This is a genomic window from Ensifer sp. (assembly GCF_035999185.1).
Taxonomy (GTDB): domain Bacteria; phylum Pseudomonadota; class Alphaproteobacteria; order Rhizobiales; family Rhizobiaceae; genus Ensifer.
The window spans coordinates 42,765-65,280 of the sequence record NZ_DASYHB010000207.1; the positions used below are offsets into that span (position 1 = coordinate 42,765).

At 62.5% G+C, this 22,516-nt stretch carries 20 protein-coding genes; 3 read left to right on the forward strand and 17 right to left on the reverse strand.

What is annotated here, in order from left to right:
• The first annotated feature begins 145 nt into the window (after positions 1-145).
• Positions 146-853: an OmpW/AlkL family protein gene (locus tag VGO04_RS29715; RefSeq protein WP_414650625.1), complete on the forward strand. Its 708-nt coding sequence runs from the start codon at positions 146-148 to the stop codon at positions 851-853.
• An 84-nt stretch (positions 854-937) separates the two neighbouring features.
• Here the strand turns inward: VGO04_RS29715 and VGO04_RS29720 are convergent, their stop codons facing one another.
• The 11 genes from VGO04_RS29720 to VGO04_RS29770 all read right to left on the reverse strand — a co-directional run bounded on the left by VGO04_RS29720 (position 938) and on the right by VGO04_RS29770 (position 14,239).
• On the reverse strand, positions 938-1,357 hold the full coding sequence (locus VGO04_RS29720) for a CBS domain-containing protein (protein ID WP_327499571.1): 420 nt from the start codon (positions 1,355-1,357) through the stop codon (positions 938-940).
• 89 nt (positions 1,358-1,446) lie between these two features.
• Positions 1,447-3,615 carry a glycoside hydrolase gene (locus VGO04_RS29725; protein WP_327499572.1) on the reverse strand — a complete coding sequence of 723 codons (2,169 nt, stop codon included), beginning with the start codon at positions 3,613-3,615 and terminating at the stop codon, positions 1,447-1,449.
• The gene (locus VGO04_RS29730; protein WP_327499573.1) at positions 3,612-4,610 is read right to left on the reverse strand and encodes a glycosyltransferase; all 999 of its coding nucleotides are present in this window, start codon (positions 4,608-4,610) and stop codon (positions 3,612-3,614) included. The genes VGO04_RS29725 and VGO04_RS29730 overlap by 4 nt, the downstream gene beginning before the upstream one ends.
• A gap of 49 nt (positions 4,611-4,659) precedes the next feature.
• Complete coding sequence (locus VGO04_RS29735) at positions 4,660-5,049, reverse strand: VanZ family protein (protein WP_327499574.1); 390 nt, start codon at positions 5,047-5,049, stop codon at positions 4,660-4,662.
• A 190-nt stretch (positions 5,050-5,239) separates the two neighbouring features.
• Positions 5,240-6,340 carry a glycosyltransferase family 4 protein gene (locus VGO04_RS29740; RefSeq protein ID WP_327499653.1) on the reverse strand — a complete coding sequence of 367 codons (1,101 nt, stop codon included), beginning with the start codon at positions 6,338-6,340 and terminating at the stop codon, positions 5,240-5,242.
• A gap of 339 nt (positions 6,341-6,679) precedes the next feature.
• Positions 6,680-7,924, reverse strand: coding sequence for a glycosyltransferase family 4 protein (locus VGO04_RS29745; RefSeq protein WP_327499575.1), 1,245 nt, complete (start codon positions 7,922-7,924; stop codon positions 6,680-6,682).
• A gap of 8 nt (positions 7,925-7,932) precedes the next feature.
• Positions 7,933-8,703 carry a polysaccharide deacetylase family protein gene (locus VGO04_RS29750; protein ID WP_414650626.1) on the reverse strand — a complete coding sequence of 257 codons (771 nt, stop codon included), beginning with the start codon at positions 8,701-8,703 and terminating at the stop codon, positions 7,933-7,935.
• Positions 8,696-10,027, reverse strand: a complete 1,332-nt coding sequence (locus VGO04_RS29755) for an O-antigen ligase (protein WP_327499576.1) — start codon at positions 10,025-10,027, stop codon at positions 8,696-8,698. The genes VGO04_RS29750 and VGO04_RS29755 overlap by 8 nt, the downstream gene beginning before the upstream one ends.
• 13 nt (positions 10,028-10,040) lie before the next feature.
• Positions 10,041-11,657 carry a GumC family protein gene (locus VGO04_RS29760; RefSeq protein WP_327499577.1) on the reverse strand — a complete coding sequence of 539 codons (1,617 nt, stop codon included), beginning with the start codon at positions 11,655-11,657 and terminating at the stop codon, positions 10,041-10,043.
• A 127-nt stretch (positions 11,658-11,784) separates the two neighbouring features.
• Complete coding sequence (locus VGO04_RS29765; RefSeq protein ID WP_327499578.1) at positions 11,785-12,873, reverse strand: GNAT family N-acetyltransferase; 1,089 nt, start codon at positions 12,871-12,873, stop codon at positions 11,785-11,787.
• Positions 12,874-12,919: 46 nt separating this feature from the next.
• Positions 12,920-14,239: a lipopolysaccharide biosynthesis protein gene (locus VGO04_RS29770; protein WP_327499579.1), complete on the reverse strand. Its 1,320-nt coding sequence runs from the start codon at positions 14,237-14,239 to the stop codon at positions 12,920-12,922.
• A 300-nt stretch (positions 14,240-14,539) separates the two neighbouring features.
• Here VGO04_RS29770 and VGO04_RS29775 point away from each other — a divergent pair, with 300 nt between their 5' ends.
• On the forward strand, positions 14,540-15,190 hold the full coding sequence (locus tag VGO04_RS29775; protein WP_327499655.1) for a HemK/PrmC family methyltransferase: 651 nt from the start codon (positions 14,540-14,542) through the stop codon (positions 15,188-15,190).
• Complete coding sequence (locus tag VGO04_RS29780) at positions 15,190-16,302, forward strand: hypothetical protein (protein ID WP_327499580.1); 1,113 nt, start codon at positions 15,190-15,192, stop codon at positions 16,300-16,302. Before VGO04_RS29775 ends, VGO04_RS29780 begins: the two co-directional genes overlap by 1 nt.
• Positions 16,303-16,325: 23 nt before the next feature.
• Here VGO04_RS29780 and nadE read toward each other — a convergent pair whose 3' ends face one another.
• From nadE to VGO04_RS29810, 6 genes are all read right to left on the reverse strand, one after another.
• Entirely contained in the window at positions 16,326-17,333 is a 1,008-nt protein-coding gene (nadE, locus tag VGO04_RS29785) for an NAD(+) synthase (protein ID WP_327499581.1), read from the reverse strand.
• Entirely contained in the window at positions 17,330-18,877 is a 1,548-nt protein-coding gene (locus tag VGO04_RS29790; RefSeq protein WP_327499582.1) for a class I adenylate-forming enzyme family protein, read from the reverse strand. Before VGO04_RS29790 ends, nadE begins: the two co-directional genes overlap by 4 nt.
• A gap of 19 nt (positions 18,878-18,896) precedes the next feature.
• On the reverse strand, positions 18,897-19,163 hold the full coding sequence (locus VGO04_RS29795; RefSeq protein WP_327499583.1) for an acyl carrier protein: 267 nt from the start codon (positions 19,161-19,163) through the stop codon (positions 18,897-18,899).
• A 23-nt stretch (positions 19,164-19,186) separates the two neighbouring features.
• On the reverse strand, positions 19,187-21,124 hold the full coding sequence (gene asnB / locus VGO04_RS29800; protein ID WP_327499584.1) for an asparagine synthase (glutamine-hydrolyzing): 1,938 nt from the start codon (positions 21,122-21,124) through the stop codon (positions 19,187-19,189).
• A 145-nt stretch (positions 21,125-21,269) separates the two neighbouring features.
• Positions 21,270-21,473 carry a hypothetical protein gene (locus VGO04_RS29805; RefSeq protein ID WP_327499585.1) on the reverse strand — a complete coding sequence of 68 codons (204 nt, stop codon included), beginning with the start codon at positions 21,471-21,473 and terminating at the stop codon, positions 21,270-21,272.
• A gap of 261 nt (positions 21,474-21,734) precedes the next feature.
• Positions 21,735-22,496, reverse strand: a complete 762-nt coding sequence (locus tag VGO04_RS29810; protein ID WP_327499586.1) for an FkbM family methyltransferase — start codon at positions 22,494-22,496, stop codon at positions 21,735-21,737.
• Between the last annotated feature and the right edge of the window lie 20 nt (positions 22,497-22,516).

Sequence of the window (22,516 nt, forward strand, 5' to 3'; positions counted from 1 at the left end):
CACAAGGACTTGGCGATTCGTCAGCGCATTGATCCAGGACAACCCTAAAGACGCCTGCCTTGAGCATGGTGCCGCCGGCCACGGAGTTCCGTGGCCGCACGCCCCGACGGGCGGTGCTCAACGTCTTCTCGGGGTCCCGATCATCATGCCTACGCGCGCTATTCTGCCATCTGCCGTCTTCCTCGCCGCCCTTGCGGCGCCGCTCGCGATCGCGACGGCGGCGGATCTTTCCGAACCGAGCACCATGGCAGCACCGGAAATGCCACTCGCCAGCGAGCCCGGCCCGTGGATGATCCGCGCCCGCGCGCTCGCCGTCCTGCCTGACGACAAAGGTTCGCTCTATCTGAACGGTACGGCACTTGACGGCGAAAAGGTTGGCGTCAGCAATTCCGTCGTGCCGGAACTCGATATCACCTACTTCTTCACCGACAACATCGCCGCAGAACTCATCCTCGGAACGACGCCGCACACGGCGCGCGGCAGCGGCTCGATCGCCGGCCTCGGCGAAATCGGCAAGGCCTGGCTGCTGCCGCCAACGCTGACGCTGCAATACCATTTCAACGCGACGGAGACGATCAAGCCCTATGTCGGCGCCGGTGTGAACTACACGATGTTCTACAACGAGAAGCCGCGCGGCGATTTCTCGAGCTTCAACATGAAGAACACCTTCGGCGTGGCACTACAGGCGGGCGTCGACATCAAGCTCGACGAACACTGGGGCTTGAACTTCGACGTGAAGAAGCTGTTTCTGGAGCCGGAGGTCAACGCGACGCTGCCCGGTGCAGGCGCCGTCAGCGGCAAGGTCAAGCTCGACCCGTGGCTGATCGGCACCGGCATCAGCTACCGCTTCTGATCCGCACCTCGCCCAGGGCGACTGGACTTGTACTGCGGCGCCGCCTGACGGCGCCGCAACAGCTCAGCTCAATGGCTGGTCGTCTCAGGCGTGATGCGCCGTGACGGCTCTGGCAAGCTCGCCCGACAGCTCCCGGCTGGTCGCATGCGATACGTCGCCGAGCGACAGCATGCCGACCATGCGCTTGGCTTGGTCGATGACCGGCAACCGTCGGACCTGCTTTGCTTCCATCAGATGCGCCGCATGCTCGATCGTCTCGTCCGTGCGGCAATAGACGATATCCCTCGTCATCACGTCGCGTGCCGTCATCGTGGCAGGATCGCGCCCGTTGGCAAAGGCACGTAGGGCGAGGTCACGGTCCGTGACCATGCCGATCAGGCGATCGTTTTCGCCGACTGGCAAGGCACCGATGTCCTCGTCCCTCATGATGCGCGCGATCGTCTTGAGGTCGGTATCCGGGGATATCCAGCGCGCGCCGGGGTGCATGGCTTCGGAGATTCTCATGGCATCCTCCCTTGAACGGATGCGCGCGAGAATAGGCCTGGATCATGGCCATTCATTGATCTCGTCGTATGGGCCGCTATCGGCCGCTCCTAGAGGAGTTCGAGGAGGAAGTAGGTGGTTGGTCCCGATGGGGTGTCGTTGCTGAGGCGGAAGCCGACGGGGCCCTTGCCCTTGACAACAGGCGGTCCGACCGTGCCATCCAGGCCGACCGGCGACAACCTCCATGACTTCACGGTTCGCGCAATCGAAAGATCGACATAGCCCTTGCGGATCCGGACCGGCAACTCTCCGAAATCCTCGATCACCTTCTCCTCGCTGTCGCGAAAGGTCATGTTGGTGTTTTGCGCATCGGTCGCAAAGATCAGCAGCAGGCGACGGCTTTTTTTGAGTGACGCGTCGGCATCGAGTGCCGAGAGCGCGACAAGCCCGTCACCGTCGGCCCTCTCGACACGCATGACGCCGAGGTCGACAGGCTCGCGTAGCGACGAGAAGGCGGCAGCCTCCGTTGCAACAGTCGATACGCGCAATTGCCCGGAAAACCGGTTGAGCAGGATTTCACCCGTGCTGCTCTGGTAAAGACCGGTATCGATGTCCGTGCGGTTTTCGCTCGGAACGGTCCTTTGCGCGCGCAGCCGGTTGAGGATCTCCTCGGTGTTTTCATGTCGCGGCTCGACAACCGCGAGCGTGTCACCGGGCTGGTTTGCGTCTTCAAGGCCGATCCGGCCGATCAGTGCGAGATCCGTGAGGTATTCGGGCTCACGCGCCTGCATGTCCTCGGACAGGTCCTCCTCACCACGCACGGCGAATGGAACCGTCATGCCGGATGTCGCGACATCTCCGCGCCGATAGAGAAGGGCTGAGAGTGTCTCTCCAGCACGGGCGATCGGGTCCAGCGCGATGGCGTAGGGCAACATCGCCCTCTTGTGTGGAAACGGCTCGCCATAGGCCAGCGCGATCGGCCCATGGCCGTGGCGGCACAGCGCGTCCCACCCCTGCAGCGCCGCATAGGCGGGCATGGCCAGTCCTGCCTCGTATCGGTAACGGTTCCAGAACAGGTGATCATATTCGCTGACCACGAACGGCTTGCCGAGCCAGCGGGTGGCGGCGTTCATGCGGATATAGTTCACGCCATCGGCGATCGAACTGGTCTGGGTGGTTTTGCTCCCCGGCGCGTAGCCGCTGACCCAGTCGTGATAGGTGTTCATCGTCACCGCTTCGAGATCGCGCCGGCTCAGGGCCGCCTGGACCGTCGGCCAGTTGTTGTAGGTGCTGATGAGCCCGCGATAGCCAAGTCCACGCAGCACGTCGCTCATGCGCGTCGCCGTGGTGCGTTCCGTGTCGATGAAAAACGCCTGGAGGTCGCGCAGGCGCGCGCTGTCGACGTAGCGATCGGAAGGCAGGTCGATCGATCGCGCCTCGATCGTTTCATCGGCGCGCAGGTCTGGCCAGGCCCCTGCCAGCGCTTCGGTCGAGCCATACCGTTTCGCCAGCCAGTCATTGAAGGGTTTAGCAAGCGCCGGGTCGTAAGGTGCCTTTCCCGGCTGGTCGTGCACGACGCCGTCAAATTCGATGCTGTTTTCGTTGGCGAGGATGACCAACGCCAGGGCGTCGTCGCGGATCGGCGCCACGCCCGTATAGGGATTCACCCGCCCAAGGATCGTTTCCTGCATGCGCGTCCAGTGGTCGAAGGCTTCGTCGTCCAGGTAGAGCGCCAGCTTCAGATTGCCGCCGCTATCCCAGCGGTCGTCGAAACCGCCATAGGCGCCGCGCTGCGACGACAGACCGTCGATCATCCAGTAGATGCCGTTGCGCTTCAGCGCGGCCAGCAGGTAGTAGACGCGATCGAGCGTTTCAGGATCGTAGTCGAAGTCCTTGTCGCGGGCATACATCAGGCTGGCATCGACAAAGTGCAGGCGTGCGATGTTGTACCCGTGCATCGCAACCTGCCGCGCGTACCGGTCCGCCGTCGCGTGGTCCGGAAAACCACCAGAGGCCGGGCTCCAGGCCAGGGACGCGCACAGCATCCTCAAGGGCTTCTCCGGCGCCGCCGCGAAGGCAAGGCGCCCGTTGGCGCCAGCGACCAGACGGTGATCGGCGTCGATCGTCGCATTGGGCAGGAGCGACGAAAAGTCGAGCGGACTGCCCGGCTGAAGCTCGAGCGAAATTTCGCGCACCGGCAACCATTGATCCGCTGCCTTGGCGGTCGGGCAGAGGCTCAGAAGCGCCGCGACCGCTGCAAGCCCAATCCGCCGTGTCATGCCGGTGCTCCGAGAAGCTTGCTCTCGATCGGAGCGTCGGGCTTGCGACGCGTCCTGAAGAAGCCGACCGGCAGGGCCGCCGCATGGAAGAACCAGGCGACGACAGTATAGAGGCCCATGCTGAAGCCGCCCTTGCGCAGGCTCATCAGCCCGACGACGCCAACGAGGACCGCAAGGACGATGCCAAGGGCAAGCAGCGTGTCGGGCATGAACAGCAGCAGACCGAGGGAGATCACCCACCAGAGATAGACCAGTGCCCAAAGCTTGAGCTCCGGCAGCTCCCGGATGAGCTGGAAAAAATAGGGCTGCCCGATCGAAGCGCGCAGCAACTCGCCGATACCGAACAGATACTTGCTCTTCCAGCGCCTCACCAGCAGCCGGTAGGAATTGTCTGTGTGACCAAAGTGCTGGACGAAACGGCGGTCGAGGCGGTGCAGCTTCCAGCCGGCGCTTCTGAGCCTGATGCCGAGATCGAACTCTTCATAGCCATGCAGATTGCGGTCAGAGAGATAGCCGACCGCCTCGATGGCCGAGCGACGATAGAGGCCACCGCCATTCATGCGATCGATCGCGCCGATCCTGTTTTCCGGCGCATTGCGCGTGACCCGTCGGGAAAATTCGAGATTGGAGGTGAGCATCTCCTGGACATGCCCGGTCACGCCGGCGACCTCGGGATTGTCGGCCAGAAACGCCGATGCAACCTCGAGGAAATCGCCGTCGAGCAGCATGTCTCCGTCCAGCAGACAGATATGGTCGTGGCGGGAATACTGAAAACCGAGCTGAGGGCCGATCCCGCAACTCGGCAGTGCCGGCGCACGGATCTGGGCAATGACAATAGGATAGCCCGAGGCAACCTCCACGGTCCTGTCGGAGGAGCCGCTGTCGGCAACGATGACCTCGCCACCCACGATTTCGAGCGCCTTGAGCGCGCTCTCGATGGTGGCGGCAATACGCTTTTCTTCGTTCAGCGTCTTGATGATGACGGATACTGCCACGCGATCCCCCAATATCAGCGGAGCGTTCGCTACCGCGTTGGCGCCAATCCTAGCTGCGACATTTTGCGTTTTCGTTTATCCGTCCGAGCCAGGCCACAAACTGCGAACGGTAGCGGGCGATGATCCAGCCGGAAAAGACACCGCAGGCACCGCCCATAAGCTTGACCGCGACATCCGTTACCCGCGCGTGGCGGTCCGCCGAAATCATCTGAAGCAACTCAAAGCCGATCGCGGTCGCAAGCACGAGAACCAGCACGCGGCCGAGCCGCTTCGGATAGGCGAGCGCGAAGAGAAGTCCAAGCAGGCCGAAAGCCCCGAACCGCTCGATGTGGACGAGGTGCCCTATGCGGGGACGCAGATCGAGCGGAGACATCGTCGAATAGGCAATCACGGCAAACAGGACCCATGCGAGCAGGCCGGCGGCGCGTTTGAGGTTCATTGTCGGCTTATCTTCCAGGCGGCGTGCAAGGCACGGCAATCATTGGGCGATCCGCGACCGCGCATCGTTCGAGGTGCGCGGACGCCGTCGTAATTTGACCACTGCGCCGCGCGTCTTTTCAGGCGCGCAAAGATCGCTGTAGCAGTTTGAATGGCGGCATCGGATGACGGCGACACAGTCGACGCGCACCCTATTTCGCCAGCAGTGCGCTATACACCGCTGCGGTCTTTTGCGCCACGTTTGTCCAACTGTAGGTGGCTTCAGCGTGGGCCGCACGCTCGCGCATCTCCTCGTCGCTCAGTGGCGCTGCCAATTTTTGGGTGATACCGGCGGCCAGCGCATCGATGTCACCCAGGTGAAAATACTCGTCCGGCGCGAGATCCAGCTCCTGGTTGGCGACGATGTCACTTGCAAGCACCGGCAGGCCATAGGCCATCGCCTCAAGCAGCGCGATCGGCATGCCCTCGTGGCTTGACGGCAGCACGAACAGCGCCGCATTGGCGAAGAGTTCCGCCAGCCGATCGCCCGACTGGAAATCGGTGAGCACCACGCCGGGTGTCTCGCGCGCCAGCGCCTTTACCTCGGCAACATATGGGCTCTCGAATTCCGCCCCGCCGGCAAGAACGAGCTTGGTGCCGGCAAGATTGCATTTCGCAAAGGCGCGGATGAGATCGAGCTGACGCTTCTCCGGAACGATCCGTGCGGCAAGCAGGATGTAGTGCCGGCGCTCCAGGCCGAACTCTGCAAGGATTCCGGTATTGCCGCTCGGTGGCGTGATCCCGACACCGTTCGGCACCAGCGTCATGGAGACATGATGCCGAGCGCGCATCGTCTGGGCGATATCCCTCGAGATCGCAACACGCCCGTTGGAAAACCGCATACCCAGGAACTCGCCGAGCTTCAGTGTCCGGCGCGCAAACCCGCCCCATTTTTGCCGATCGTAGTCGTAGCCATGATGGGTGACGACAACCTTGAGCCCGAGCATGCGGGCAAGGGGCGTCATCAGTGCCGGGCCAATGGCGTGAATGTGCAGCACGTCGGGACGCCGCCAGGCTGCAAGGCAGACACCGAGGAAGGTATGAACGATCGCCTCGAGGGCCATCCGTCTCGGTGCCCAAAGAGGAAGGACCTCGACGCCGTTCCAGGCAAAGCGATCGCCGCTTTCGAGGTAACCCCGGCGCCCGACGACCTCAACGTCCCAACCATTGGCCAGCAGTTTACCGGCGAGCATCTCAACGTGCTTTTCGACCCCGCCTTGAACATTCGGGATGCCGCGCAGACCCAGCATCATCACACGCTTGCGCTCGCCTCTAGCGGCGATGGCTGCGCCTTGAGCGGACAGGCCGCGCTGCTGGGTCGAGAAGGTCGCGCCACGGCTGCGCGGCAAGTGGCCACTTCCCTCCGACAGCCCGGCCATTTCCTGCGCAATCACCGGCTGTCGCGTGCGATGATCTCGCGAAACATCAGACTTCCTGCTCATGCGTCGCCTCGAAGGTTGTCCGTCCCGGCCTCACGACGAAATGCTTACCAACTGCCCGGATATTTCATTGACCACTTATATAAATGACCCAATACCATAGCGCGAGCCCACATTACTACAAATTGCATCGTAACGTTAATGCGCAAGCGGTCAGGTGGCACCCAGTGCGGCATAGAGCTGGAGCGTGCGTTCGCGATAGGCGGCAGCCGAGAACTCGCTGGCAATCCAGCGCCTGCCCTGAGCGCCCATCGATGCACGCGCGGCAACCGGCAGCGCCGCCATCCTTGCGAGCGCCCGCGCCAGATCCTCGACGTCACCGGATATGGCGGTCATCCCGGTCTCGCCCTCGCGGATCATCTCCGGAATACCGCCAATCGCCGCGCCGATCACGGGTCGCCCCAGGGCGTAGGCTTCGAGCACGCTGATCGGCGCGTTCTCGTACCATTCCGACGGCAGGATCAGGGCGCGCGATTCTCCGATCAGGCGATGCAGGGCCTGGCCTGAGAGGTAACCGGCAAATGTGACATCGGCGCCGGTCTCGGCCACGAGTTGGCGAAGCCCCGCCTCTTCGGGGCCGGTTCCGGCGATCACCAGGCGCTGGTTGGACGCTTTGGCGGCTCTCACCAGCGTTGCCAGTCCCTTCTCCGGTGCCAGCCGGCCGGCAAAGACGAAATAGTCGCCCTCGCTCCATTTGTCAGAATAGGCTTCGACGTCGACGAAGTTCGGAATATGGGCCATCCGCTCGCGCGGCCACCCCCATTCGACGAGCTTCTCGACGTAGAATTTGCTCGGGACGACGACGCGATCCACCTGGTTGCGGTAAAGGCCAAGTGCGCGGTGGACTACAGTTTCCGCCAGGACGACGGCGCTGAGCGCCAGTTCCCCTTTGATGCAGCGATGCCGCAGCACATTGTAGACGTGACCGCCGCGACAGTCCTCGCAGACCGCGCCATCGCGCAGCATCTTGTAGGACGGGCAGGCGAGTTTCAGATCATGCGCCGTCATGACAACGGGAATGCCGGCCGACTTCAACGTCGAGAATATTGCCGGCGACAGGTGATGGTAGACGTTGTGCGCATGGGCGATCGAGGGCCGCACGCGCTGGATCAGCCGGCCGACGCTACGCTGCGCCTCCCGCGAATAGATGACGCTTGCCGCCTGCACGACCTTGCGCAACGGGCTGGTGCGCCGGCCGTACTCGATCTCGGATACGAAATAGTCGGACCACGGCGACGGCTCGTTGTCCTCATGTTGCATGGCAAATGGCACGACATCCCAGCCGATGTCCCCGAACATCTTCATGTGATCGAAGAAGACCGCCTCCGCGCCGCCACGGCGGTAGAAGTAATTGTTGATTGCCAGCAGCCTGCTGTTGCCGCTCCCTTGCCCCGCCATGCCCCCTCCTACCAGCCAAGCCTGTCGAGGACCCGCTCGACCGGCAGAACGACGCAACCCTTGGCGACCGCATATCCGACCAGGTGCTCGAACGTCTCTGGCGTGCAGCCATAGGGCGTCGGGCGAGCGGCGATGTCATGGGTGAAGAACACCAGCCAGCCCGGCCGACCGACCACATCGTCGATCCAACCGGTCAGCGCCTTCGCCTCCGCCTCGGGCTGCCGGATCTCCACCGCCTTCAGCATCAGCGGATCGACAGACGTGCGATTGATGCTCTCGCCGGCGGCGCGACAGGTGCGATAGCGCCGCCCCAGTTCACGGCGCGCCAACGGCCAGGCGGCATTGTAGGGGAAGGCGAAGTTCGTCGTGGTCGCATCGACGCCGCTCTGCTTCAGATAGCCGGCGTTGCGGTCGAGGTCTGCGGCAAGTCCCGCACTGCCCAGGCGCCGGATCTTTTCGTGCGCATAGGTATGGCAGCCGATCTCGTGACCGCGGCCGGCAAGCTCGGCACAGCCCTCAGGCGAGATCAGCGTTCGGTCGCTCTCGACCCGTCCCGACAGCCCGCCGGCGATATAGAAAGTCCCGCGCACGCCATGGCTTTCGAGGATTGCAGCGCCGTTCAGGAGCGCGCTATCGGGAACATCGTCGAACGTGAAGGAAACGAGCGGCACATCGGTCGTGACATCGCGCGGTTTTGCGGCAAAGCGCCAGATCAGCCGGTTGGCGACACGGTCAACAAGGCCGTCGACCTTCGACAGAGCCTGAGAAATGCTAGGCATGCGCCACCATCCTTTGTTCAAGCTGGCGTGGTTCCGTTGCAAGCGCTGCCGATGACTGCAGGCGCAAACCGCAAATCGCAAAGAGCAGAGAAAACCAAAGCACATTCGGGCCATCGAAAAAGAAGGCCTCGAGGCTGGCGCTATAAATGGCGTAGAGCCAGATCCGCAAAAACAACCGCGTGAGATCGCTGTGTTCCCTGGCCGGCGGAATGCGCGAGATATGATAGAGGGGCAGCACCACCAGCCACAAAAGCGTGAGCAGCAGTCCGGGAATGCCGATGACCAGGAGGGTTTCGAGATAGGAATTGTGTGCATGGGCCGCACGCACGGCCCAGGTCTCGATATTGCCGCCACTGAAAACCACTTCTTCGGTCTGCCAGAACGCCTTGAGGCCACGCCCGATAAACGGCTGCTCGGCTATGACAGTGAAAGCAAAACGCCAGACATCGGCGCGGTTTGTGAACGTTGCATCGATGCCGAGCGAGGAGACAAATTCTCCGAGCGGCCGGATGACGGCGGAGCCGACTGCGAACAGGTTGAACAAGGCGACGCCGCCGACGGCAATCGGAATGCGCAAGAGACGCACACGCTCGAAGAGCCACGCCAATATCAGGATGCCGGGCAGCATCGCCGTCGACGTCTTGCCGCCCGTATGGATGAGGAAGAAGAAGGAGAGGCCGACGATCGTCAGGCCGACGAGCCTTGACCATCTGCGCAGGACGAAGAGCCCAAAGAACGAGGCAAGCACCATGCCGACGGCCGCTTCGTTCTTGTGCCGGAAGTGACCGCGCCACAGGCCGGCATGCATCGGCTCGAGCACTTCGTTGGCCTGGTGAATGGACAGCAGCGGCTTGAACAGAACCCCATAATAGGCAACCGCGAGCATGACCAGGGTCGATATGGCGAGCATCTTGGCGAAGTGCCGTTCGTTCGCCGGCAACAGCAGATAGACGTTGGCATTTACCGCCACCATCGTCGTCAGGATGATCGCCTTCACGCCGTTGGCGGGATGGGCCGAGACCAGGCAGACAAACAGAACCCACAAAAGCAGGACCGCCAGCAGCGCGCGCGGCTGCAAGAGCCCGCTTCGCATCGGGTGCAGCAGACCATAACAGGAGGCGCCTGCGAACAGGAGGAGGGCGACGATCTGGTTCAGACGGCTGGAGTTATCATTGCCGGGTTCCAGCAGGCTTTCCGTGGTCAGGTCGACGAAGGAATGGAAGGGAACCCAGTAATAAATGGCTATGGCCAGAAACAGGAAGGTTCCGATACGGATCCTCAAGGTTTCGGCAGACGTGGACGCTTTACCGCTGACGTCGGGCACGGTCGCGGCCCACTCAAGGGGCCGAAGGCTGCGGATGACGAATGTACCTCCACAGACCGAGTGCCAGCGCAAGGGAGATACCGAGCATGAGCCCCAGGGCGGCGCCGCCGGCCAGGAGAACCACTGTCCGCGGCGGCCAACTGCGCGCGTTCGGCGGCAGGGCGCGCGAGATCACGCGGACATTGGTGGTATCGATCTGCTGGCGCTCGGTGATCTGCTGCGCACGTGCCAGATGCGTCTCGTAGATGGCAGCCTTGGCGCGCGCATCGCGTTCGAGGTCGCGAAGCTGAACCTGGGCCTCGTTATCCGAAAACACATTCGACTTCTCGTCGCTCGCCTTGGCGCGCAAGGCGGCAAAGGCCTGCTGCTCACGATCCGTATCGGCCTTGGCGCGATCGAGGATCCGGCGCGCCTCGTCGGCCATTGCGCCTTCGAGCGTCGTGCGCTCGGAACGGGCATTGACGAGGCGCGGGTGGCGCTCGCCATAGGTCCGCTGCATCGATGCGATCTGCTGTTGCAGCAGATTGTACTGTTCGCGCAGGTTCGTCATGTTGACGGATTCAAATTCTGACGCGCTCGCGGTCCGTCCTTGCTGGATTGCGTCGCTCATCTGCCTGTAGCGCGTCTCCGCCTGGATGAAGCGCTGTTGGGCATCGAGCACCTGCGTGTTCAGCTCCGTCGAAAGTTGGTTGCTGACGAGCTGTCCGTCGTTCGTCGCCTGCAAGCCGTTCTTGCGGCGGAAGTCCTCGACGGCCCGCTCGGCCTCGGTGACGTTGTGGCGCAACTCGTCAAGGCGTGCGTTGAGGTTCTGGGCAACGCGACCCGCGCTCTCGGCGGCGGACTGGAACAACTCCTGTTCGAAGGCCGCGACGATGGCGTCGGACAACTTGACGGCCTTGGCCGCGTCCTCGCTCCAGACCTTCATCACAACGACAAAGGACCGTTCCTCGCGCCGAGCCTCCACCCGCTCCGAAAGAGCCCGCATTGCGGCAAGCTCGTCGCCCGTGCGCTGCTCGGCCTTTGTCGAAAACAGGCTTTTCAGTGAGCCGAAAGCCGAAGGTTTCACGAACTCCGGATCTTCGGTGAGGCGCAGTTCTGCGATCACGCGCGACAACACGTTGCGCGACGTCAGGATGCGCAGCTTGCTTTCGACCTCGAGCAATTGCGCGTCGCGCTGCGGATTGCTCGTGAACACGTCATCGCTGACGACATTGAGGTTGGAGGGGTCAACGACGATGTCGGTGTAGACCGCATAGCGCGGCGTCGCCGTCATCGCATAAAGGAGCGCGGCCGCAACACAGAGGATCACCGCTGCGATGATCCACAGCAGTCCGTCACGCAGCCAACCGATGATATCGTCGACACCGACTTTGCTAAGGTCGCTCAGACCGGGAACGTATCGGCCGCGTTGCGCATGCACCAGCGGCGGCGCAACATCGGGCCTGCGCTCCGAGGCTTTCGGGAGGTCGTCAGCTTGCTTGCGGGCAGATTCGGGCTGTTCGCCTGGGCGCTCCGTCTCGAGAAGGTCCGGTGACAGCAGATCGAGCAACGAGCCGCGCTCCACCGGAACACGCTGATCGCGCACCGGCTGACTGGGCTTCTGTTTTCCGGCCTCGTCCGGCCTATACATAAGCATCCCTCACGCACGCCCATCAAGACGCGAAGATCGTGACCTCGCGAGCTGCCTCTAGCGCAGAATTAAGGTTGTAAGGTGAATATTCCGTTAAACGGCAGGATAGCAGATTAACGCTTGACAATCAGAAGTCGGTCAGCAACCGGCTCCAGCTTTCCGAGGCAAGGCCACCGACGTAGATATCGTTGCGCAACGCCGCTTCCTTCAGATCACCATGGCGGGTCACCATGCAAAAGTAGCCGCGATGATGGAAGGAAAGCCACCTTTGACGCGAGATCGCGTTCATCAGGAACGGCTGCGCGCTGCCGACGGCAAGCGCATAGCCCTCGGCATCGAGTGCATGAAACATCTGCTTTGTGACGTCGAATTCGCGACCCGCCGCGCAAACGATGTTGAGTACTGTCGCCGTCTCGCGGGCCTTGCCGAAATAGAGATATGCGCCGATTACCCGCCCGCTTTCCTCGCGCACCTCACGGCACAGGAGGTCCCCCAGCGGCTTGTTCAGAGCCGCAACCGACAACAGCCACTCGAATTCGGCCGGGGACCAGACGGGCCTGACTGAAAAGCGCTGCAGCATGGGCTCGGCGAGGCCCACAAAAGCTGCGGGGTCGATGGCATGTGTTGTGCAACCGGCCGCCGCGCCCGGCTTGGTCTTGGGGCGACGCTGCCGCAGGAACCCGTCGAAAAGCGCAAGCGGCCCGGTCACCACAGGCGATCGAAGGATTCGCGCGTGCCGCCCGACCGTCAGCGCCCAGGCCTTAAACGGTCGGAAGGATCGCCGCCAGTCGAGGCTCTGTATCGGAAGCACGATGCCGCCGCCGGCAACCCAGTGATCCGCACTCACCGGTGAGGAATTGTCCGAAAAGCACATGTCCTGTCTTGTGGCGCGCATGGCGCGGGCAAGGCACGCCGCGCCCACTGCGCCGGCCTTGCCCTCCGACATGAAGGCACACAGCAGTTTCGCCACGGTTCGGCGACCGTTGACCGTGAACTCCATCGGAAGTGCCAGGATGGCGCTGCCGATACTGCCCGCCCCGTCATCGTAGACGATGCTGCCGTTCTCCGGAGAATAAAGCGGGCTGCCGAAGAAGGTTGTCTCTATGTACTGCCGAAGCTCCTCGCTCGCCTCATGCGTGCGCTTGCGAAAGATCCGGTTGAACATGCCGCTGACGGCCGGGATATCCCGTGGCTCCATCGCCCGCACGTTGCTCATGCGGGGCATTTCCCGCCCAATCGGCCTTGCAGCCTGAATGTTGCCCTCAGCCTTCATGGGCCATCCCCGTCGGCAATGGTGCATGGCTCGCCTGCGCCCTGTCGCGACGCACAAACCGCAGGAAAACCGCCCAGGAAACGATGACCATCGCAATTTCGATGGCATAGAAGGAGATGAACGTTCCGGTCGGCGGCGCGTACCAGGTGGCCCAGGCCGTCAGCGCGGCGCCGAGCACGCTTCCAAGCCCCATCACCGACGCACGCGCCGGATGGTGGCCGGACGCGCCGAGCGCCTCCATCGCCACCGACCACATGGCAAGCGGCACGACAACCCAACACAAGGTGCGGACAAAGGAAACGAGAGAAACGTAGTCCTTGCCGAAGAGATAGGGCAGGACCGGAGCCAGCAGATAGACGGCCGCGGCCGCGGCAATGCTGATCGAAGTCGCCGCGAAAAGCACCTTGCGGACACGCTCGAACGCATGATGCAGACCGGCTGCCGTCGCCTTTGCCGAACCCGGGTAGATCAGCCGGTTCAGGGCTTCGACGGACAGATAGCTGCTCTCGAGCATCCGGCGCGCAACAGAATAGCTCGACATCACTTCGGCGGTCGCCACGAGGCTCAGCACGAGCAGGTCAGCATTCTGCCTGACGGCGCGCAGGATGAACGGCACGCTGAAATAGAGGCCCTGCGGCAGTTCCTCCCGCACAATGCCATAGGTCGGCCGCCCCAACCCCTTGACGGCCCGCCAGCAGCCCATCGCCACCAGCACGTGGCACACGAACTGCCACACCGCCCAGGACGCGACGGTCGCGACGCCAAAGACGATGCAGGCGAGAGCGGCGGCGATCGTGCGCGCCAGTGCAAACCCGACGACAACCTTGTTTGCCGAGGCAAAATTGGAGTGAGCCAGGAAGATCTGCTCGCAAAGCACGATGACCCGGACGAAGATCACGTTGGTAATCAGCATCAGGGTGATCATGGCGACATTGGTCACGGGATCGGGCGACAGCGTGAAGAAGAACGGCAGCACCACGGCGCCGAGCAAGACCAGAAGCACGCCGCTAATGGCCGTCAGAATGACATTGTGGCCGAGCATGCGCGAATACATGCTGCGATCGCGCGCGACCCGACGCACAAGGCACTCCATGGCGCCCAGGCCACACAGGTGCACGGCAATATTGGCGACGGCGGTGATGGCGACGAAGACGCTGAATTCGTGCACGCCGAGCCAGCGCGCAAGGATCGCAAAGGTCAAGAGCTGGGCGGCGGATCCGATGACAAGGCTGCCGCCGGATGCTGCATAGGACAGGATCATCGCCAGGAACGGTCTGTGCGCGCGTTCCTTCACACTTTCCGAAGCCATTCCGATTGCCTTTGACACCAACCCGCCGATTGTTGCGCAAAATCGCATGCAATGACAGCGAGCAATCGCCCTTCATTGCGGCGCACGGTAGCAGGCAGATGTGATTGCGCGGTTAACGCGCTCGTCTCAATTGTATTTCAGCTTCCGTTTACCCGATTACGGTAGTGTCCTGTCGTTGCGCGTCTAGAAATTTATCCGGAAATACTTGACCGAAGACATGAGGGAGTGGCTGTGCCGCAAAACGACAGTTATCCGAACGACGGTCCGACTGGAAACGACGCGTTGCACCTGCATCGGTTCATGGGGGTCGACCTCGAGCTTGCACCCGATGTCCTGGTGCCCCGTGAAGAAACCGAGCTCCTCGGCCGAAAGGCGGTCGCGATCCTGGAAGCGGTCCCGCCTGAGGCGAGGGTCATCGACATGTGTTGCGGCTCCGGCAATCTGGCCCTTGGTATCGCAGCAGCGGTCCCGTTCGCACGTATCTGGGGCGCCGACCTGACGGACAGCACGGTGGCACTTGCGCGCCGCAACGTCGACCGGCTTGCGCTTGGTGGACGCGTCTCCATCCGACAGGGGGACCTTTTCGCCGCACTTGAGGGCGACAGCCTGGAAGGCACCGTCGACGTGGTGGTCTGCAATCCGCCCTATATCTCGACAGGCCGGCTTGAAAGCGACAGCGCGCACCTGCTTGAAAACGAGCCGCGCGAAGCGTTCGACGGCGGTCCCTACGGCATTTCGATCCATCAACGTCTGATCCGCGACGCCGCCGCCTTCCTCAAACCGGGTGGCTGGCTGCTGTTCGAATTCGGCGAGGGCCAGGACCGGCAGGCAGCGGCCCTTCTGTCCAGGGCAAAAGTCTACGAGCCGGTGAGTTTTGCAACCGACCATGACGGCAAGCCACGGGTTGCCATCGTCAGAAAGATCGGCGCGGACGCTGGAGAGCGTTCCTGATGAGCGAAATTCGTTCGCTTGAGAGCGGGGACATTCCGACAATCGCCGGAATGTTCCAGCGGGTGTTCCGCGATGATCGGGCCGTGCCGCCGGCACTCGTTTCCTATATGCGGCAGCTCTATCTCGATGCTCCGGGCTGCGATCCGGAGATCCGCCCTCTCGTGCATGTGAACGACCACGGCCGCATCACCGGTTTCGTCGGGGTCAATGCGCTCCCAATGACATTGAATGGCAAGCGCTTGCGCGCCGCCATCTGCGGTTCTCTGATGGTGGAAGACCGCGAGGCCGATCCGTTGGCCGGCGCGCGGATCCTGAAAGCCTTTCTCGCGGGCCCTCAGGATCTCTCCTTCAGCGAAACTGCAAGCGAGGTCTCGGCGCAAATGTGGTCGAAGCTGCGCGGCGTCGTGCTGCCGCAATATAGCCTCGACTGGGTACGCGTTATTCGCCCCGCGACCTTCAGCCTGAGCGTCGCCGCCAACCGCATCAAGCCCGCGCGGATCGCCGCGCCCTTCGCACGCGCCCTCGACAGCTTTTACCGCAAACGAATGGGCCAGGGCGAACAGCGCTGGTCCGCCCTGCCCGAAGCCGGCGTAGCACCCGCGGGCTTCACGGCGAAAGAGACCGACCGCTTGGGCTTTGCTGCCGTCGTTCCGCAGTTTACCGCGCAGTTTGCACTTCGCCCGGATTGGAGCGAGGGGCAGCTCGACCACATTCTTTCCGATGCGGAACAAAAGCCTGACCAGGGCGAGCTTGCCTATGCGCTGGTTGCGGCGCGCACTGGCGCTGTCGTCGGCGCATTCGCCTATTATGCCAAGGTCGGGGAAATCGGTCGGGTGCTGCAAATCCTGGCTCTGCCGGGACAGGCCGGGCCGGTCATCGACTGCCTGGTCGACGCGGCATCGAAGCGCGGGCTTGCGGGCTTGCGCGGGCGCACACAGCCGGCTCTGATGGAGGCCATGCTCGGCCGGCGCATCGCGTTCGTGCACGTCGCCTCAACCGTCGTCCATTCACGCGACCAGGCGGTTGTTGAGGCCTGCCGCGATGGACAGGCCTTCTTCAACGGCATTGCCGGAGAGCACTGGAGCCGGCTGATCGGTGGAAGCTTCGACTGAAGCGGCGGCTGCCGCTCAAAGCGTCAACCACCAATCTCTTCCACCGGTCGCACAAGCTGCGGCCCGAGGTGGAGATAGCGCGTCGCCTTGCGCTTGGCAGCGATATCGGCCCAGACCCTTTCGACCTCAACAACGGTCAAACCCGCGGCTTTCGCAACGGCATCGATCTCGATGCCATTGTTGAGACCATAGAGGCAGAGGTCCATACGGTCATAAGGCAGGGAAAAATAGAATTCCTCCTGCGTCTGCTCCAGCGAATAGGTGTCGGTCGTCGGCGGTCGTCGGCAGATCTCTTCGGGCACACCGAGATGCGCGGCAAGCGCATAGACCTGCGACTTGTAGAGATGGGCGATCGGCTTGACGTCGGCAGCACCGTCGCCGTTCTTGACGAAGAAACCCTGGTCGTATTCCAGCCGGTTCGGGGTGCCAAGCACGGCGAAGTTCAACCGGTCGGCATGATAGTATTCAACCTGCTTGCGGGTGCGCTGCTTCATGTTGGTGGCGGCGACGATGCCGAGATAGACCGCCGGCGGCATGCGATGCTTTGCCTGCCTGCCGTCCGGGCCCTGAACCACCAGAGACGAGATGTTGTAGCCCTCGCCTTCGAGCGCGTTGGCAATGACGATTTTCGAGGCCCACCCCTCGCCGTATTCCGGCACAAGTTCGCGGATGAACGTGTCGCGGCGCTCATAGCAGCCCATGGCTTTCAGGGCCGGGCCAATGTCCTCGACGATCGCCTCGACACTGAAGGTCTCGGCGACCAGCCGGCCGAAACGCAGGCTCTCGGGATCGGAATCGTTTTCCGGCATGAACAGGCAGAAGACATTCTTGGCGCCGACGGCGCGCACGGCCAGCGCCACCGAAACGCTGGAATCGATGCCGCCGGAAAGCCCTAGCACCAGACCGCGCTTCTTCATCGCCCGCAATTGCTCGCGCAGACCCGCAACGATGCGGTCGGTCTCCGCCGCGTGATCGATCGTCAATGTTTCCGCCGAAAACGGGCGGGTGCTGTCAGTCGTTCGGATGTTCATTGTGCAGGCTCCATCGTCTCGGCCGCAAGACGGCGGCTGACCTTTCCCGTATCCGTCTTCGGAAGCTCGGTGCGAAACTCGACGATCTTCGGCACCATGAAATCTTCGAGATGCCGAGTGCAATGCCGGATGATGTCCTTGTCGGTCAGGCCGGGATCGGAGCGCACCACCAGCGCTGCAATCGCATGGCCGAGCACCGGATCGGCAACGCCGACGACCACAGCCTCCGCGATGCCCGGATGCGCATGCAGCACGGTCTCGACTTCCTTCGGGGCGACCTTCTCGCCGCGCGTCTTGATAATGTCGTCCTTACGGCCGACGAAGTAGAGGAAGCCCTCCTCGTCGGTCTTGAACAGATCGCCGGTGTAGAGCACTTTTTCCCACGGGTTCGGCCCCGGCCGCAGCATGCGCTCCGTCGCGGCGTCATTGCGCCAATAGCCCTGCATCACGTGCGGCCCGCGGATGACGAGCTCGCCGGCAACGCCCGGCGGCACCCGGCTGCCCTCGTCATCGACGACGAAGGCCTCGGTGTTCGGTATCGCGATACCCACCGATCCCGGCCGGCGATCGAGCTCCTCCGGCGGCAGGTAGGTGCAACGCTTGCACTCCGTCAGGCCATACATCGAATAGAGCCTTGCGCCGGGGAAAAGCTCGCGCAGGCGCGCGATATGCGGTGGCGGCAGCGCAGCGGCAGTGTTGGAGAGATAGCGCAGGCTCGGCAGGAAACCCGGCTCCAGGTCCCGCATCTGCAGGATCATCGCGGCCATCGTCGGCACCAGCGGAAATCCGGTCACGCGCTCTTCGTGGATCCGTTCGAAGATCGCATGCGGAAACGCGAAGGACTTTTCCAGTACAAGAGTCGCGCCGAGCCTGATCACCATCAACAATTGGTAGAGGCCGTAGTCGAAGGCGAGCGGCAAGACGTTGAGAATGATGTCGTCAGGCTGATTGCGCAGATAGGTGGTGATCGACTCGGATGCCGCATCGATGTTGCGGTGGGTCATCATCACACCCTTCGGCCGGCCGGTCGAGCCCGAGGTGTAGATCAGCATCGCGAGGTCAACGTCGATGCCGCCATGCGACACCGGCGCCGCCTCTTGCGACAGCAAGGCGTCGAACGGGATCGCGCCCGCCGGGGTCTGACCATTGGGCGCCGCCGTCGAACCAACGACGATGCTCGCCTTGCCGCTTTGCGTCTGCGCATCCGTCACCGTCGGCATCAGCTTTGCCTGCGTGAGGATCGCGGCCGCTTCGCAGTCCGTGATGATGTAGGCGAGCTTGTCCGCCTTGGTCGACGCGTTGATCGGGCTGAAGGTCGCGCCGGCCTTCAGAATGGCAAAGACCGAAACGGCCGCTTCCCAGCAATTGTCCATGAAGACGAGGACGCGGTCGTTGCGCCTGACGCCGGCCTTGACCAAGGCGGCCGCCAGGCGATTCGACAGATCGTCGAACTCACCGTAGCTCAGGCGCCGGCGATCGGTGATCAGTGCCGTCTTTGCCGCATGCCTTGCGGCATTGCCGATAAGAAACTGCTCGAACCGCATGGACGCCCCCTTGCGTCTTTCAGGCCGTGACCGGCGCGCCGACCTTCGTCTCGATAAAGGCCGAGATGCGCGAGAGTGAATCGAGGTTCGCCGGTACGATGTCGGAATCGGCCATGGCGATGCCGAACTGGTCTTCGATGAAAGCGACGAGTTCGAGCACGCCGGTAGAATCGATGATGTCGTTCTCGATCAACGAGGCTGTATCGGCCAGATCATAGGACGTGTCGCCGAACAGGAAGTTTTCGATGACAAAGGCCCTGACCTTATCCTTGATTGTTTCGGTCATTTCTTTTCCTTTCCCGATGGGTTTCAAGCCGCCTCGGCGGCGCGGGTTCTGGTGCCTGTGAAAGCCTGCAGCCAAAGCTGCGTCGACAGGATACCGACAAAGGCTGCGTTGTCCCGGAAGCCGGTGACTGGCTGGGCCTGGCATTTTTCGTAGAGCTTGGTCACTGCCTTGGGATTAAAGAGGCCGCTGTCGCTGATACGCGTCTCGCTCATGGCATCGCGGACGTATTCGAGCTCGCCGATGCCTGTAAAGGAACGGCTGTCGGGCGCGCGGTAGGGTTGCTTGGTACGCCGGCCGATCGACGGTGGCAGCAGGTCCTTCGTCGCCTCGCGCAGAATGTGCTTTTCCACCAAGCCCTTGAGCTTCATTTCCGGCGGCAGGCGCGTCGCGAACTCGACGAGCCGGTGGTCGAGGAACGGAAAACGCCCTTCGATCCCGTGCGCCATGGCCATGCGGTCACCCTGGCTGGAGAGGATGTAACCCGGCAGCAGGAAACGGCTCTCGAGATATTGCGCCTGATGCAAGGGGTGCCAGCGACCGAAGGTTGCCGGAAGCCGGCTCGCCAGATCCTCTGCCGCGTCGTAGTCCTTCACCGTCGCGCGCAGGTCGGAAGAGAAGAAGATCTTGGTCGCCGCCGTACTCTTGAACCGCGGGCGATGCGAAAAAAGCGGATCGTCGAGCGGCACATCGCCGGCGCCGAAGAACGCGGCGAGATACTCTGCCGATTGCTGCTGCAACCCCGGCAGATAGGGATAGAGCTTGCGGAACAGATGCGGGCGGATGCGGGAGCCGGGCTGCCGGCCGCAGAAGCGGCGAACCCGCGCCTCCTTGAAGATGTCATAGCCGGCAAAGACCTCGTCGGCGCCCTCGCCCGTCAGCACAACCTTCAACCCCTGTTCCCGCACAAGACCCGAGAGTTGGTAGAGCGGTGCTGGCGCTGTGCGTATGATGGGCCGCTCCGCGAAGCGGACGACCTCCGGAAAGGCCTTGGCGATATCGCCCGCACGACAGGCCACAGCCGTGTGATGCGTGCCGAGCGCGGTCGCCATCTCCATCTGGAAGGCGCTTTCGTCATGTTCGACACTGTCGAACGTCACGGAAAACGTGCGCAGACCCTTGGGCGCCATTTTGGCGGCTAGGGCCGAGACGATGGACGAGTCGAGCCCGCCGGACAGATAAGAGCCGACCGGCACGTCGGCGCGCATGCGAATGCGGGTTGCATCGGTCAAAAGGGCGCGTAGTTCTTCGGCAGCCTGCCCTTCGTCTACAAATGAGGCTTGCGCCGAACGGTCGGGATAGTCGAGCTGCCAATAGGGGCGGATCGACACTTTGCCCCTTTCGGCGATCAGGAGATGCGCCGGTTCGAGCTCGTTGATGTCGCGAAAGCCGGTTCGCGGCGCGATCGGGGCCCAGAGCGTGAAAATCTGATCGAGAGCGACGGGATCGAGCTCGGCCGAAACACCGGGGACCTGAAGCAGCGCCTTGATTTCGGAGGCGAAATAGAGTGTTCCGCCATGGGTCGTGTAAAACAGCGGGCGCACGCCCATACGGTCACGCGCAAGCATCATGCGCTGGCGGCGTTTGTCCCAGATCGCAAACGAAAAGTCGCCGTTGAGAGCGGAAAGGCAGTCCTCTCCCATCACGTCGTAGAGATGCAGAATGACCTCTGTGTCGCTGGACGTGCGGAACCGTCGTCCCTTGGCGCGCAGTTCGTCGCGCAGCTCGACGTAGTTGAAGATCTCACCGTTGAAAGCGATCGTCAGGTCGCCAGTCTCATCGGACATCGGCTGCTGGCCATCGCCCAGTCCGACAATCGACAGGCGCGCGTGGCCGAGACCAGCCTCGGGCGCAATGAAAATGCCATGCTCGTCCGGCCCGCGATGCGCAATCGCAGCGATCATCCTCTTGAGGAGGGCCTCTGCCTCCGGGACCTGCCCGAAATAGCCGCCGTAACCGCACATGCTCAGATACTTTCACACCGGTCGATCACCGCCAGACCTTAGACCGCATGACGGAATCATGGGTTAATCTCCGGCATTTTCTAGTTGTATGGTAAACACTCCCGCCCATGCGCCAAATCCGGAAGAGCGGTTCAAACACATGCCTCTAACGCTGCGAAATTCTTCGTTTCGAAGCCATCGTGACCATCAGATAGAGAAACAGGATCGGCCAGAAGATGCAGATGAGAAGCCCGGCGAAGCGGTAGATGTTCCACGGCGCTCGCGCATGCAATCCTTCGATATAGGTCATCACCAGCAGGAACAACGCCGGCAGGCTGTAGGCGAAACCTGCAACATAGATCCAGGACATGCGGTCGCCCTCACGATGCTTCAAACCCAGAACCAGGAAATAGCAACAGCTGGGTTATACCACCGTAAGTATCATCTTTAAACGAAGAATTAACTTTGCTTCGAGCGTGGTTAACTGCGCCGAAGATCTTAAGTGCATGACGAACGGAACCCGCATCGTCCATCGGCGTGCGCCAGAACGTGAACTCCGTCGGCGCCCTGCCGTTTGCATGAGGACGCCCGATTTCACTCACATGATGAAATGTTCTAGCCGGCCGGACGCCTAGCGGTCGCGGTCCGTGGCGACGAACAGCAGGTCGAAGCCGCGGAACTCCCGGCGTGCGATCGACTTGCGCAACGCCGTCCAGATCGCCTGGGGATTGTCGAGGCGAAAGCCGCGGAAGCTTCGGATCAGTCGTAAGGTCGCAGCGGCAGTGCGCGCGGCCCGCAGCACGGAGGGGCCGCTCAGGGACGCAAAGAGGATCTGCGGATGAACCGCCAAAAGAACGCCGGCCGTCCGCTTGCGGTCGATGGCCCTGAACTGGTCGAGCGCACGATATTCGTATCCCTCGATATCGATCTTGAAACAGAGCCGCTCGGTACGGGCCATGGCCTGAAGCTCGGAGATCTTGACGGTCTGCGCCTGGATCGCTTCGCCGTCGTCATCGGCGATCAGCGCCGACGTTTCCGAGCTGCCGAAGCCACCGCCGACCGAGTGCAGAACCAGCACGTCGTCCTCGGAAAGCGCCGCGTTGATCACACGCACCTCGCCGCTGTTTTGAGGCTGCATCTCCCTGAGGATACCGAAGCAGACCGGGTCAGGCTCGACGGTGATGACGTTGTCGGCGATCTGCGCCGCCCAATAGGGTGTCACGCCGATCCATCCGCCGATATCGATGAAGGTCGTCTTGCCATCGACGAGGCGCGCGATGTTCTGGAAGGTACAGGGCTCCCAGTCGCCATTCTGCAGCCGCGCGAAAAAGCGCTTCTTTTCAGGCTTGTCCGGAAACTGAACGGTCTTTTGGAAATAGGTTATCGAACGCATGGCGTTTCTCTAACCCATAT

What these genes read in the sequence shown, in the direction of transcription:
- VGO04_RS29750 (WP_414650626.1), bottom strand. Translation starts at nt 8,703, where the DNA reads ATGCCTAGCATTTCTCAGGCTCTGTCGAAGGTCGACGGCCTTGTTGAC.
- VGO04_RS29775 (WP_327499655.1), top strand. Translation starts at nt 14,540, where the DNA reads ATGGGGGTCGACCTCGAGCTTGCACCCGATGTCCTGGTGCCCCGTGAA.
- VGO04_RS29790 (WP_327499582.1), bottom strand. Translation starts at nt 18,877, where the DNA reads ATGCGGTTCGAGCAGTTTCTTATCGGCAATGCCGCAAGGCATGCGGCA.
- VGO04_RS29745 (WP_327499575.1), bottom strand. Translation starts at nt 7,924, where the DNA reads ATGGCGGGGCAAGGGAGCGGCAACAGCAGGCTGCTGGCAATCAACAAT.
- VGO04_RS29740 (WP_327499653.1), bottom strand. Translation starts at nt 6,340, where the DNA reads ATGATGCTGGGTCTGCGCGGCATCCCGAATGTTCAAGGCGGGGTCGAA.
- VGO04_RS29735 (WP_327499574.1), bottom strand. Translation starts at nt 5,049, where the DNA reads ATGAACCTCAAACGCGCCGCCGGCCTGCTCGCATGGGTCCTGTTTGCC.
- VGO04_RS29760 (WP_327499577.1), bottom strand. Translation starts at nt 11,657, where the DNA reads ATGTATAGGCCGGACGAGGCCGGAAAACAGAAGCCCAGTCAGCCGGTG.
- VGO04_RS29725 (WP_327499572.1), bottom strand. Translation starts at nt 3,615, where the DNA reads ATGACACGGCGGATTGGGCTTGCAGCGGTCGCGGCGCTTCTGAGCCTC.
- VGO04_RS29810 (WP_327499586.1), bottom strand. Translation starts at nt 22,496, where the DNA reads ATGCGTTCGATAACCTATTTCCAAAAGACCGTTCAGTTTCCGGACAAG.
- asnB (WP_327499584.1), bottom strand. Translation starts at nt 21,124, where the DNA reads ATGTGCGGTTACGGCGGCTATTTCGGGCAGGTCCCGGAGGCAGAGGCC.
- VGO04_RS29795 (WP_327499583.1), bottom strand. Translation starts at nt 19,163, where the DNA reads ATGACCGAAACAATCAAGGATAAGGTCAGGGCCTTTGTCATCGAAAAC.
- nadE (WP_327499581.1), bottom strand. Translation starts at nt 17,333, where the DNA reads ATGAACATCCGAACGACTGACAGCACCCGCCCGTTTTCGGCGGAAACA.
- VGO04_RS29805 (WP_327499585.1), bottom strand. Translation starts at nt 21,473, where the DNA reads ATGTCCTGGATCTATGTTGCAGGTTTCGCCTACAGCCTGCCGGCGTTG.
- VGO04_RS29720 (WP_327499571.1), bottom strand. Translation starts at nt 1,357, where the DNA reads ATGAGAATCTCCGAAGCCATGCACCCCGGCGCGCGCTGGATATCCCCG.
- VGO04_RS29780 (WP_327499580.1), top strand. Translation starts at nt 15,190, where the DNA reads ATGAGCGAAATTCGTTCGCTTGAGAGCGGGGACATTCCGACAATCGCC.
- VGO04_RS29715 (WP_414650625.1), top strand. Translation starts at nt 146, where the DNA reads ATGCCTACGCGCGCTATTCTGCCATCTGCCGTCTTCCTCGCCGCCCTT.
- VGO04_RS29765 (WP_327499578.1), bottom strand. Translation starts at nt 12,873, where the DNA reads ATGAGCAACGTGCGGGCGATGGAGCCACGGGATATCCCGGCCGTCAGC.
- VGO04_RS29770 (WP_327499579.1), bottom strand. Translation starts at nt 14,239, where the DNA reads ATGGCTTCGGAAAGTGTGAAGGAACGCGCGCACAGACCGTTCCTGGCG.